This is a genomic window from Tsuneonella mangrovi, assembly GCF_002269345.1.
Classification (GTDB): Bacteria; Pseudomonadota; Alphaproteobacteria; order Sphingomonadales; family Sphingomonadaceae; genus Tsuneonella; species Tsuneonella mangrovi.
In genome coordinates, this window is sequence record NZ_CP022889.1 from 1,394,960 (window position 1) to 1,407,021 (window position 12,062).

Below are 12,062 nucleotides of genomic sequence, written 5' to 3' on the forward strand. Positions count from 1 at the left end.
TGCCAAGCAGCGGCAGTTTTGCGACAAGCGATCTGTACACGTAACGGGAGCGCATTGAGTGAGTGACGCCAAGCCCAGGAAGGAAAACGGACGCACGCGCTCGATGGGCGTGAGCATGGCCGATATTGCCCGCTTGGCAAATGTCTCTAAACCAACAGTATCGCGGGTGCTATCCGGCAGTCCGCTTGTCACGGAGGCGACCCGCGATCATGTGCTGAGGGTCGCGCGGGAAAACGGCTACGCAGTCAACCGCAACGCCCAGAAGTTGCGGCAAGCACGCACCGATACCGTGGCGGTGGTTCTCGATTTCGGGTCTTATCGCGGCGGACGGGTGGCTGACCCATTTATCTTCGAACTGCTAGCAGGTGTTTCCGAAGCGCTTTCGGTGCGCAACCTCGACTTGCTCCTTTCGCCCCCGGTCTCGCAGGATGCGCGCGGCTACCAGGATCAGATCAACGCGCGCATGGTCGACGGATTCATCTTCCTGGGGCAGGGAGGCCGCGACCCGATGCTGCGCAAACTGGCCCGCGCCGGGGTACCCTTCGTAGTCTGGGGGGCTGTCGATGTGGACGAACCCTATTGTGCCGTGGGGAGCGACAATTTTCTGGGTGGCAAGATGGCGGGCAACTACTTCGCCAAATGCGGCCGAACCCGCTGGCTCTTTATCGGCGACGACAGCCACATCGAGCAACGGATGCGTCACGATGGGCTATCAGCTGCCGCCAAAGAGACCGATGCCGAGATCTCGCTCTCGACATTGTCGATCAACGACATGTCCTACACCGCAATCTATAGGGCGGTGAAAGACTACATCTCGAACCACGATGCGCCGGACGCGATTTTCTGCTTTTCGGATACTGCGGCAATGGCCACGATTTCCGAGCTGCGCGAAGCAGGACTTGCATCGCCGCGCGACTATGCGCTGGTGGGCTATAACAACATACCGCCCGCAGCAGACTTCACGCCGGCAATCACGACCATCGAACAGGAGACGCACCTGGCAGGCGCCATCCTCGTCGAAAAGCTCATGCAACTCATCGAAGGGGGCCGGGCGAACTCGACAACCCTGCCTACTCGTATGATCGTCAGGGAAACCTAGGACAGGGATCGCGCTCAGTCCTTTGCGAGGCGATGCAGCCAGACCGTTGCGCCCGCAAGCAGGGCGATTGGCGCCAGCAGGCTGTAGAGTACGTTCGCGCTCGGAATGGCGGAAAAGAGCTCCGCTACCATTCGGCTGCCGGTGGTGCCGCCGAGGGCGGAAAACACTACGATAAGCCCAATCAGGCCAGCTTGCTTCGCTCGCGGAACAGTCGACAGGACAACCGAATTCAGCGTCGGGTAGATCGGCGCCATGAAGAACCCGATCGCCGGGAGTAGATAGGCAACAAAAGGGACCTCGCGCCACGTGCTGACGCCAACGCCGGGTTGCCCAGTCGACAACCAGGGTACAACACTGAGGACGACCGCCATCCCCGCTAAGCATATCATCAGCAATCGAAACCAGCCGATCCTTGCCACGATCATTCCCGCGCAAAACCGGCCGAGCGAAATGGCCATCGCGAACGCCGAAGCGGCCTGAACTGCGATCTGCCCATCGAGCCCGAGGACCTGATGGTTGATCGTCGGCAACCAGGTGCCCAGTCCCTGTTCGATGAACACGTACAGGAAAATGCCCGCAATGAAGACCTGTGTCGCCCTGAGCACAATCAAGCCGAGCATTTCGCCGAATGCTTTGCCCGGTGCCTTGTCTTGCACATCGTTGCCGAGATTGGCCTCGTCAATCCGCACCAGCAGGACAAGGAGAATGGCAATCCCGCTCAAGATTGCCAGCAACCAGTAGACATGCAGCCAGGACGAGGAGCTGGGATCGGCGGGATCGATGAATGCCGCGAAGATCCATGCGCTCGCCACGACTGCAGCCATGAAGCTGGCTTCGATAATCCCGAGAAGCCGAGCATGGGTCGACGTGCTGTTCGACAGAAGGCCAACCGACGAGTAGACTGAAACTTTCATCAGCGCGAAGCCGAAACCCACGCAAAAGAACATCGCTCGGGTGGCCCAGAACGAATCGGCGATGGGCATCAACAGGCAGCCGATCCCGGCGATCGCGAGAGCAGCAATCATCGATCGCCTGAGGCCAAAGCGCGGAAGTTGTGCCGCAATGAAGAACGAAGCAACCGCGATCGTGAGGTCCTTGAACGCCTCCAATGTCGATGCGCCAACATTGTCGACAGGAAAGTAGCCGATCGACTGGAGGATGACCGTCCCAACGCTGTTGAGGAGAATCGCAAATACCGCGTAGCCGAAGCAGAGCATAATGGTGGCGGCGATCGGCAGGTCGCGGGCGTCGCCCAGTGCAGATCCTGCCTGCGAAGGTGCTCCGGCGTCCGGCCCCATATCGATCTCCCCGCATGGTTATTCGTATTGGCTTGCACAACGCCTAACATTCCCCTTATGAAATGCATATCATAAAAACGGCTTGGTGAACTTGCCGGCAATTCGGCAGGTGTCCAGCGGGAAGGTGTCTCGAGATGAGCGAGTGGTGGCGCGGTGGAGTAATTTACCAGGTCTATCCGCGCAGCTTCTGCGATTCGAACGACGATGGCGTTGGTGACCTGCCGGGGGTAACTTCACGGCTCGACTACCTTTCGGCGCTCGGCGTCGACGGCGTCTGGCTCTCGCCCTTCTTTCGCTCTCCGATGCGCGACTTCGGCTATGACATATCCGACTATTGCGATGTCGACCCGATTTTCGGCACGCTGGCCGATCTCGATGCCTTGCTGGCGAAGGCCCACGATCGCGGCCTGAAAGTGATAATCGACCAGGTCTATTCGCACACGTCGGATCAACACGAATGGTTCAAGGAAAGTCGCTCGTCGCGCGATAATCCCAAGGCCGACTGGTATGTGTGGGCAAACGCCCGGGCGGACGGAGGCCCGCCCAACAACTGGATATCGCTGTTCGGCGGGCAGGCATGGTCGTGGGATTCGCGCCGCAAGCAATACTACATGCACAATTTCCTGTCGGAGCAGCCCGACCTGAATTTTCACAACCCGGAAGTAAGGCAGGCAGCTGTCGATGTCGCACGTTTCTGGCTCAATCGCGGGGTCGACGGGTTCCGGCTCGATGTCGCCAATTTCTATTTCTGCGACAGGCACCTACGCGATAATCCACCCAAGTCACCTGATGGCGGATTTGCTAGGCCCTACTGGCATCAACGGCATCTCCACGATCGTTCGCAACCGGAAAACCTGTCGTTCATGGAAGTGCTGCGGAGCGAGGTCGACAAGTTCGGCGACCTGATGACCGTCGCCGAAATCGGCAGCGATTCCTATATCGACCGGAGCATCGAATATACCGAGGCCGGCAGGCTCCACACGGCCTACAACTTCCTGTTGCTTGAAAATGGACCGCTCAGTGCCCGGCTGATCCGCTCGACACTCGAAAGCTGGACCAGCAAGACCGCCTGGCCGAGTTGGTCGTTTTCGAACCACGATGTCGTACGCGCTCGCACGCGATGGGGTGGAGAGAGCGCGGGCGACGATTTCGCGCGCATGTTGATGGGGCTATTGTTGTGCCTGCGTGGCACCATCTTCCTCTACCAGGGAGACGAGCTTGGCCTGCCGCAGGCACAGGTGCCATTCGATCGCCTGCGGGATCCGGAAGGCATTCGCTTCTGGCCCGACAGCCTTGGTCGTGACGGTTGCCGGACTCCGATCCCCTGGCACACGCAGCAGGCCAATGCGGGATTTAGTACCGTCGAGCCCTGGTTGCCTGTCGATCCGGCTCATCCCGCATATGCGGTCGATCGCCAAGAGGCCGACCCACATTCGATTCTTTCGCAAACCCGCCGGTTTATCGCCTTTCGTAAAGCGCACGAGGAACTCCGGCTCGGCGACATCGAATTCCTCGAAGCGCCTGAACCGATCCTCGTCTTCCGCCGCGTCATGCCGGGCAGGGACCGGACGTTGCTTTGCCTGTTCAATCTGAGCGATCAGGTTCAGCGCTTCGTCCTGCCCGAAGGGAACGAAACGAACCTCGATTTCGGCCTGCCGGGCTCTGTCGACGGCAGCGAAGCGGTTCTGCCCGCATGGGGCGGGTTGGTTCTCGAGACGTGAGGACCGCTTGGCGACTGGCGTGCAGTGCGGCGATCATCCTCGCATCGCTGGCACAAGTTGCAGCCTTCGCTTCGCCGCCGCATGAGCCGGCAAGGACGCAGCCCCTCGCCTTCCGCGTCGATGAAGGGCGCAACATCAACGCCTTCGTGCGTGACGGTCCCGTTGCAGCCCATCTGCTGCTCCGTTCGGGCTGTGACCCGCGCCTGATTGTCGCTTTTCCGGCGGGAAACAGTGGTGTGGGTATCTGGTTCAGCCGGCTGGCGCGACCCGCGAAGTGGACACTCGAGGCTCCTCCGCAACCGCTAACAGGTGCCGACCACGAGGGGCGGCCATTGCGTGGTATCGTCACGTTGGCCTCGATCGAGGTGCCTGAACTGAATTTGCACGGCGCGGTGCTTTCGAGCGTGCGCGTTCTGCGCGACTACGAGCGGACTGGCGATCAACCCGCCGGAGTCGTCACCGGGCCGCATTTCGGGTTGCGCAGTGTGACATGGGAACGCGATCGCCTTGACGGCGCGCCCGGCTACCGCCTTGCGCTGGAAATTCTTGACGGCACGATCGATGGCGAACGCATCCTGGCCGGACCCGATGGGCGAATTGCCCTGCGTATCACTGCCCTTACTGGTGCAGCACCACTGACCCCGCTCGCAGGCACGGCATTGCTCAATCAAAGCGCCGGACAAGATCCCGCAGCTCGTCGCACGCTTGAGTTTCTCTCGTATCACGAGAAATTCCTTGCCGGGTCGTGGCGTTTCAACACCTACTTCGGCCGGGACACTTTGTTGAGTGTTCGGCTGCTGATGCCCGCACTGCGTCCGCAGGCGATCGAAGCTGGATTGGGTTCGGTGCTGGCGCGGCTTTCGCCGGACGGTGAAGTTGCGCACGAAGAAGACATCGGCGAATTTGCAATCATCGACCATATGCGAAGCGATGGAACGCGCAGCGCGACGCCGGTTTACGATTACAAGATGGTAGACGAGACGCTGATGCTTGCCCCCGTCGCGGCGCATTGGCTGCTCGACGATGCACGATCCAGCGAGCGGGCTGCAGCCTTTTTGGAGAACACGGATTCAACCGGTCTCATCAACGGTGCCGCATTGGTCTCGAACCTCGTCCGAGTCATTGACGAAGGAGCGAGATTCGCCGCCGATCCTCGCCCAGCGAATCTCGTGTCACTCAAGCCTGGAGTGAATGTCGGCAATTGGCGAGACAGCGAAATCGGGCTCGGTGGGGGCCGCTACCCTTACGATGTGAACGCCGTGCTCATGCCCGCGGCGCTGGATGCTGTCGCACGCTTGCAGGCGAGCGGCCAGCTCGACAAGTGGATCGACTCGCAAACGCGTGCAAAGTTGCGTGAGGCGGGCAAAATGGCGCGAATCTGGCACGCACAAGCTCCTGCAATCTTTGCCGTCAGCATCTCCCATCGCAAGGCGCGCCTCGCGGTGGCGGCGGCAGCCAAAGAGGCAGGCATTTCACCGGCGGCAGCGCTGCGTTCGCTACCAAATGGCCCGCTTCGCTTCCAGGCATTGGCGCTTGACGCGCACGGTGCACCGATAGCGGTGCTCCAGTCAGATGTTGCTTTCGACCTGCTGTTTTCGGACCCCCGCCCGTCGCAGATCGAACTTATTCTTGCGTCTATCCTGCGCCCATTCCCAGCGGGGTTGATGAGCGATGCGGGAATGCTGATAGCCAATCCCGCCTTTGCCAAGGCTGACAAGCGCGCCGAATTCACGCGCGAGGATTATCACGGTGAGGTCATCTGGTCATGGCAGCACGCGCTCGTGCTGGCGGGGATCGAGCATCAATTGGCCCGCAGCAACCTTCCAATTGCCACCAGGCACGATCTAGAGGCCGCTCACAGACAGGTAACTGCAGTTGTCGACGCGACCCGCAAGTGGCGAAATTCGGAGCTGTGGTCGTGGAATGTCCTCGACGGGCATTTGGTCCCGGCGGCATTCGGCGCTTCAGACCAGGACGCTGACGAATCTAACGCCGCGCAGCTTTGGAGCACGGTCTATCTGGGTCTGGCGCATTAGGCCGCGTCGACAAATTCCCCATAGTCACGGCCGGAGTCGAAATGCGTCAGTTCCAGGATATAGAATCCCGCGTCGAGCGCACTACGAAGGATCGAATGCCGCTTGAAACCATCCAGAGCTCTGCAATTTCACCCAGGACTGCGAGCGGTCATGGGGCCCCTGTTAATGAGATGTCCCTCGAGCCCCCGGTCGGGCGTAAGAATTCTTGCTCGCGCGGCTGCTTGAGGATTTCAAATCGGAGGTTGGTAAGGCGAGCACACCGATCGCATGCGACGATGCGTCAGGGATCGAACTAGCCATCACTCGTGCTCGAAATCGACACAAGTACCTGAAAAGGTGGTGAATGGCGCAGTCCCGACCTAATGGGTCTCTGCGGCTGGTTTTCCCATATTCGTGGGAAAGTAGTGGGAATATCGCCAGAATTGCCCCCAGGCACCATGCTTGCTGAGACAAACCGAGCCAAAGTCCGGCGATTTCCGGGCATTTTCCCATATCCAGCGATCGTGGGAAGCGCTCTCCCGGATATGCGAACATTCTCCTTTTGTTCGATTCATGCTGGTCATCATGACGGCATGGCGCTAAAAGGGTGATTGCTGGTCTCCGGACCGCCCTAACCACCACGTCAATCTGACTTTTCCTCCAGATTGGAGTGGTGATGTATGATGTATCCTGAAATCCCCAACCGCCTCGCAATCGAGTATCGCCCGATCGAGGCGATCACCCCGTTCTCAAGCAACCCGCGCAAACACTCGCGTGCGCAGATCAGGAAGCTGCAGGCAAGCCTGGCTGCTTTTGGCTGGACCAACCCGCTGATCGTCGACGATGCCAACAATCTCATCTGCGGGCATGGGAGACTGATGGCTGCAATGGACCTCGGCATGTCCGAAGTCCCGGTCGTCGATCTTGGACAGATGAGCGAGGCTGACCGGCGCGCCTACATCATCGCCGACAACCGGCTCGCCGAAGATGCGCAATGGTCGAAGGAACTCCTCCGCTCCGAGCTCTCGGGACTGATCGAGCTTGGCTACGAAGTCGAGCTCACCGGATTCGACACCTTCGAGATCGACGGCATTCTGTCATTCGACGATACCGGAGACGCAGACCAGGAGGACCGCGTCGATCTTCCCGATGATGATGCGGCTCCGATCGCGCAGATCGGAGATCTCTGGCACATCGGCGACCAGCGCATGGCGGTCGGCGACTGCCGTGACGTGGCTCTGATCGAGCGGCTGCTGGAAGGCAACCGCGTCCGGCTGATCCAGACCGATCCGCCATACGGGTGCCGCATAGCGAACAACGTGTCCGGCAATGGCCGGGTGAAACATTCCGACTTCGGAATCGGATCTGGAGAAACCTCGCTCCCGGAAATGGCGATGACGCTGCTGCGGCCGGCATTCAAGGCAATCACGCCGCACTGCCACCCGGGCGCGATCGCGTTCGTGTGGACCGACTGGCGCGCGAGTCCGCACATGCTCGATGCAGCGCAAGGCGTGTTCCACGAGCTCAAGAACCAGATCGTCTGGGTCAAGGACCCTGGAATGGGTGGGTTCTACCGCTCGGCATACGAGCTGTGCCTCGCATTCAAGGTCAGTCGAGGCGCCCACACCAGCAACATTGCGCTGGGCCGGCGCAACCGCAGCAACGTCTGGCGCTATCCGGGTGCCAACACCTTTCGCAAGGGGCGGCTGCAGGACCTTGCCGATCATCCCACAATCAAGAACCGCAGGATGATCGCCGACGCGATCCTCGACGTCACGAAGCCGGGCGACGTGGTGTTCGACGGGTTCTGCGGCTCAGGGACCACGCTGGTGGCATCGGCGATGACCGGCCGGCGCGGGTTCGGGATCGAGCTCGATCCGAAGTACGCCGACGTGATCCTCAGACGTGTCAGTGAAGCGACGGGATGCGAACCGCAGCTCGATGGCGAGGTTCCGCTCTCGCAGGTTGCAGCCGAGCGCGCGGGAGGCCGGTCGTGAGCGGCGGCAGGCGCAAGGACGGCAAACCCTTCAAGGACGGCAACACCCGCGAGGACGGCAGCTATGCGGTCGGCAAGAATCGCGCACCGCCAGGCAGCCGGTTCGCTGTCGGCGACGGGCGGAAGCGCGGTCGCCGGAAGAAGGGAGTGAAGAACGCCGACACCGAGTTCCAGCGTGAGCTGGATCGCAAGATGGTGATCAAGGAGAACGGGATCGAACGAACGGTGACCAAGAGCCAGGCGGTCGACCTGCGGCTGATCGACAATGCCACCCGCAAGGGAGACAACAAGGCAATCGAGATGGTCGACCAGCGGCGACAGCGGATCGCCGAAGCGGCCGAGATCAATCGCCGCCGCCACACCCTGAGCGACCAGACGATCCTCGAGGCTTACCTTCAAGAGCGGGCAGCTGATCTCGCGATCGATCCGGCGCTGTTCGGTGATCCGGAACCGGGAGATAGCGGCGATGAATGACGTCGATGCAAGCGATGCGATAGCTGCCCTCACCCGCCTCGACTTTGCGTTCTTCCTGCGCCGGGCATTTTCCGAGCTGGGCGGTGACAGCCCCTACACGCACAACTGGCACATCGATGCGATCGGCCACCAGCTCGACCGTGTACGCCAGCGCGAGAATCGCCGACTCATCGTGACGATGCCGCCGCGCCACCTCAAGTCTCGGATCATCTCTATTGCATGGGTTGCCTGGATGCTGGGTCACAACCCGGCCCTCTCGTTCCTGTGCGTAAGCTATGGCCAGGACCTGGCGGAGGATCATGCTCGCGACTGCCTCAGGGTCATGCAGAGCCGGTGGTACCGCGAGGCTTTCCCGAACGCAGTTATCAAGCGCAGCGCGGTCGCCGACATCCAGACTACCGCCGGCGGCCGCCGGATGGCGACATCGATCGATGGTGCAACCACCGGATTCGGCGCGGACTTCATCATCATCGATGACCCGATGAAGGCACAGGATGCCACCTCGCAGGCTGCGCGCGACAAGGTCATTCGCTGGTTCGACGAGACGCTGTCGCAGCGCCTCAACAACCAACTCCATGGCACGATCATCGTTGTCATGCAGCGGCTGCACGAAGGTGATCTGGTCGGAGTGCTCAAGGAGCGGGAGGGATGGCACGAGCTGTGCCTACCCGCCATCGCAACGTGCGACGAGGATATCCCGCTCACCCACGGGCGGGTCTACCGTCGCCGAGAAGGCTGCGCGCTTCATCCAGCACGTCTGCCGTTGAGCGAGTTGCTACGCAAGAAGGCAGACAACCCTTACGTGCATGCCAGCCAATACCAGCAGCAGCCCGTGCCCGCGCATGGCAACATGATCGAGGCGGCATGGCTCAGGACCTACGATCCGGCGACACTCGATATGACCCATGGCCAGATCGTCCTCTCGCTCGACACCGCCTCGAAGGATAACCCGTTCAACGATTACTCGGTCTGTCTGACCGCACTGGTGCAGGACCAGCGCGTCTATGTGATCGATGTCATGCGCGCGCGGCTCCAGTTCAATCCGCTGAAGGCAAAGGTCATCGAACTGGCCCGTCTGCACAGCGCACAGGTAATGCTGATCGAGGATGCTTCTTCCGGCACTGCGCTCATTCAGTCGCTTCAGGCGGAAGCACTATCGGGCGTTCCACTACCGATCCCGCGCCGGCCCGAAGGCGACAAGATCGCGCGTGTTATGAACATCAGTTCGATGATCGAAGCTGGCCGGCTGTTCCTGCCAGGGCAAGCGCACTGGCTGGCAGAGTTCACCGGCGAGATCCTCGGGTTCCCCTCATCGCGCCATGACGACCAGGTCGACGCGCTCTCCCAGCTGTTCATCTGGGTACAGCTGAAGGACCGATGGCGAGCCCCGCTCAACGAAGGGCCCGAGGAGATGGATCCGCACGCCGCTCTTCCGGTGCGCGATCCGGTCGGTTCGAAAGATCCCTGGAGCGGGCTCTAGAGACACCCGGCTACCGATTGACTCAATTGCCTGCCTTCTTGCTGACATAGGTATTCCAGCCGCGGAGATCCGCGCTCTGGCAATAGATATGACTGGCGACATCCGCCATCTCGAAGCTCGCTTCGTCCCCTTGGTCCAGGTATGCACGGGCAACATCGCGGGAGGCTTCACAGACTTCTCCAAGAGTTCCCACCCGCTTGACGATCGCCAACCTCTTTTCGGCCTCGGCTGCCTTGTTGCTGCAGGCGGAAAGCAACATCAGCATCGTCAGGCACCCAATCACTCGCACCGATCCCTCCTGTCGACTATCAGTAACACCGACAGGTGCTCGAATAGGTCCTCTAGTCAAGTAGAATGTCACTGATCGTCTGTAGATCGATGAGTGACATCGGCGCCATCTGCGCGGGTGGATGTTCGCCAACGCCTTGCCCGGAACCTGCGCCGCCTGCGCAGCGAGCGCGAATGGAGCCAGGAAGAGTTTGCCCACCAGGCAGGGATCCACCGGACCTATGTCAGCGACCTGGAACGCGGTGCACGCAATCCGACGATATCGGTAGTCGAGCGACTTGCTCAGGCCCTTGGAGTGGATGCAGGCTCACTTCTCGACTGAAGAATCACTGTCCCCGGGTTGGCGGTGATCTAAAGTCAGCGGGGCGTGGAAGGCTGCCAGGCCGCGCTTAGGAAGTTTCTGTAAGGATGCTTCGGCGACCAAGCCGATTTCACGACGTAAGCATGGGCATGGCTGACCCAGTCCAGTGGACCTGACGGCTGCCTACGTATGATGGACGAGAGGGAGAGGCGGTGGCGAGAAAGGAATGGCCGCCACCTCCCCCGGGGGCCGAGTAGATTTGCTGGGTCGCTGTGCTTCAAAGATTGGGGCACCGAAACAGACGGACAGTTTCTCAAAACCATCAGGCTGCCAGAATGTCTGGAATTGGCAGCGGTCTTGCCACGTTGCTCACGCCGCCTGCTTCATCGAAGCCTCGAAAATCTCCGCAACCGCCACATCCAGCGACGCATCGAATTCGGCGTCACTCATAGAGGCACGAAGATCCTGCAGCAGGGCGCGACTGAAGCTCGCGATGATCCCGCGGTTACTGATGAGTTCGGCGCACGCCTCGCCGCGGGTATAACCGCCTGACAGTGCCACAACCCGCATTACGCGCTCGTGCCTAGTCAGTGCCTCGAAGTGATTGACCTTTGCCGGAAGCGAGAGCTTGAGGATCACGCGCGCATCATTCGGCAACCGATCGAGATGATCCAGAAGGACCTCGAGCAGAATGCAGTCAGCCTCGCAGCGCTCCGGACTGGCGATATTGACCTCCGGCTCGACTATCGGAACGAGTCCTGCCTCCAGCACACAACGCGCCAACTCGAACTGCTGCCGAACAACTGAGACGATACCTGAGCGATTTGCCTCGTTAATCAAGGATCGCGCCTTCGTCCCAAACACACCAAGTTTTCTGGCCCGGAGAAGCAGGGCATCCAGATCCGCTATAGGCTTCATCAACCTGACGCCGTCCTCTTCGGCATCAAGCCCCTTATCGACCTTCACGAACGGCACGATACCGCGATCGTTTAGTGCCCGCGGCACCGGTACACCGTCCACTTCACCGGCCATCGTTCCTTCGAAAAGTATTGCCCCCAGCACTCGATCACCTGAAAAGCATGGCGAGCTGAGGATGCGGCAGCGCATCTCATGAATGAGCGCGAACATCTCTTCATCATTCTCCCATGCATCGGGGTCGACACCAAAATTTCGCAAGGCGTTCGGAGTCGAGCCGCCGCTCTGGTCGAGCGCCGCGATGAACCCACTGCCGCGCTCAATCGTTTCGGTCATGGCATTCCAATCCATCAAACCTAACAGCTCCTTAGTGCCGCCAAATTGGCGTAAGCGGCAGCGAAACGCGCCGCCTCAAATCCAAAGCAGTGCACGATCGCGGCCCCACCCAAAGCCAAGTCCTCCACTCTTTGCCGAC

Annotated in this window: 10 protein-coding genes; 7 read left to right on the top strand and 3 right to left on the bottom strand. The window is 60.5% G+C overall.

Going from position 1 to position 12,062, the window contains the following annotated elements; all coding sequences use genetic code 11:
• Window positions 1–58: 58 nt before the first annotated feature.
• A complete protein-coding gene (locus CJO11_RS06870; protein WP_240504338.1) occupies window positions 59–1,099 on the top strand; it encodes a LacI family DNA-binding transcriptional regulator in 1,041 nt (346 codons plus the stop codon).
• Window positions 1,100–1,113: 14 nt separating this feature from the next.
• On the opposite strand, the gene CJO11_RS06875 is transcribed toward CJO11_RS06870, so the two are convergent.
• Window positions 1,114–2,316 carry an MFS transporter gene (locus tag CJO11_RS06875; RefSeq protein WP_095013265.1) on the bottom strand — a complete coding sequence of 401 codons (1,203 nt, stop codon included), beginning with the start codon at window positions 2,314–2,316 and terminating at the stop codon, window positions 1,114–1,116.
• A 215-nt stretch (window positions 2,317–2,531) separates the two neighbouring features.
• Between CJO11_RS06875 and CJO11_RS06880 the strand changes: the two genes are divergently transcribed.
• From CJO11_RS06880 to terL, 5 genes are all read left to right on the top strand, one after another.
• Window positions 2,532–4,118: an alpha-glucosidase gene (locus tag CJO11_RS06880; RefSeq protein WP_095012049.1), complete on the top strand. Its 1,587-nt coding sequence runs from the start codon at window positions 2,532–2,534 to the stop codon at window positions 4,116–4,118.
• Complete coding sequence (locus tag CJO11_RS06885; RefSeq protein ID WP_095012050.1) at window positions 4,115–6,154, top strand: hypothetical protein; 2,040 nt, start codon at window positions 4,115–4,117, stop codon at window positions 6,152–6,154. Before CJO11_RS06880 ends, CJO11_RS06885 begins: the two co-directional genes overlap by 4 nt.
• 659 nt (window positions 6,155–6,813) lie before the next feature.
• Entirely contained in the window at window positions 6,814–8,130 is a 1,317-nt protein-coding gene (locus tag CJO11_RS06890) for a site-specific DNA-methyltransferase (RefSeq protein WP_240504339.1), read from the top strand.
• A complete protein-coding gene (locus CJO11_RS06895; protein WP_095012051.1) occupies window positions 8,127–8,603 on the top strand; it encodes a DUF5681 domain-containing protein in 477 nt (158 codons plus the stop codon). Before CJO11_RS06890 ends, CJO11_RS06895 begins: the two co-directional genes overlap by 4 nt.
• Entirely contained in the window at window positions 8,596–10,083 is a 1,488-nt protein-coding gene (gene terL, locus CJO11_RS06900) for a phage terminase large subunit (RefSeq protein ID WP_095012052.1), read from the top strand. The genes CJO11_RS06895 and terL overlap by 8 nt, the downstream gene beginning before the upstream one ends.
• Before the next feature lie 22 nt (window positions 10,084–10,105).
• On the opposite strand, the gene CJO11_RS06905 is transcribed toward terL, so the two are convergent.
• Window positions 10,106–10,348, bottom strand: a complete 243-nt coding sequence (locus CJO11_RS06905) for a hypothetical protein (protein ID WP_095012053.1) — start codon at window positions 10,346–10,348, stop codon at window positions 10,106–10,108.
• 141 nt (window positions 10,349–10,489) lie between these two features.
• On the opposite strand from CJO11_RS06905, the gene CJO11_RS06910 reads away from it, so the two are divergent.
• Window positions 10,490–10,693: a helix-turn-helix domain-containing protein gene (locus CJO11_RS06910; protein WP_095012054.1), complete on the top strand. Its 204-nt coding sequence runs from the start codon at window positions 10,490–10,492 to the stop codon at window positions 10,691–10,693.
• Between the two features lie 348 nt (window positions 10,694–11,041).
• Here the strand turns inward: CJO11_RS06910 and CJO11_RS06915 are convergent, their stop codons facing one another.
• Window positions 11,042–11,938: a fructose bisphosphate aldolase gene (locus tag CJO11_RS06915; RefSeq protein ID WP_095012055.1), complete on the bottom strand. Its 897-nt coding sequence runs from the start codon at window positions 11,936–11,938 to the stop codon at window positions 11,042–11,044.
• Window positions 11,939–12,062 lie beyond the last annotated feature (124 nt).

Bases quoted from the DNA above. Each gene is read 5' to 3' on its own strand.
- CJO11_RS06875 (WP_095013265.1), bottom strand. From the start codon at position 2,316: ATGCTCTGCTTCGGCTACGCGGTATTTGCGATTCTCCTCAACAGCGTT.
- CJO11_RS06880 (WP_095012049.1), top strand. From the start codon at position 2,532: ATGAGCGAGTGGTGGCGCGGTGGAGTAATTTACCAGGTCTATCCGCGC.
- CJO11_RS06890 (WP_240504339.1), top strand. From the start codon at position 6,814: ATGATGTATCCTGAAATCCCCAACCGCCTCGCAATCGAGTATCGCCCG.
- terL (WP_095012052.1), top strand. From the start codon at position 8,596: ATGAATGACGTCGATGCAAGCGATGCGATAGCTGCCCTCACCCGCCTC.
- CJO11_RS06905 (WP_095012053.1), bottom strand. From the start codon at position 10,348: ATGCTGATGTTGCTTTCCGCCTGCAGCAACAAGGCAGCCGAGGCCGAA.
- CJO11_RS06915 (WP_095012055.1), bottom strand. From the start codon at position 11,938: ATGGATTGGAATGCCATGACCGAAACGATTGAGCGCGGCAGTGGGTTC.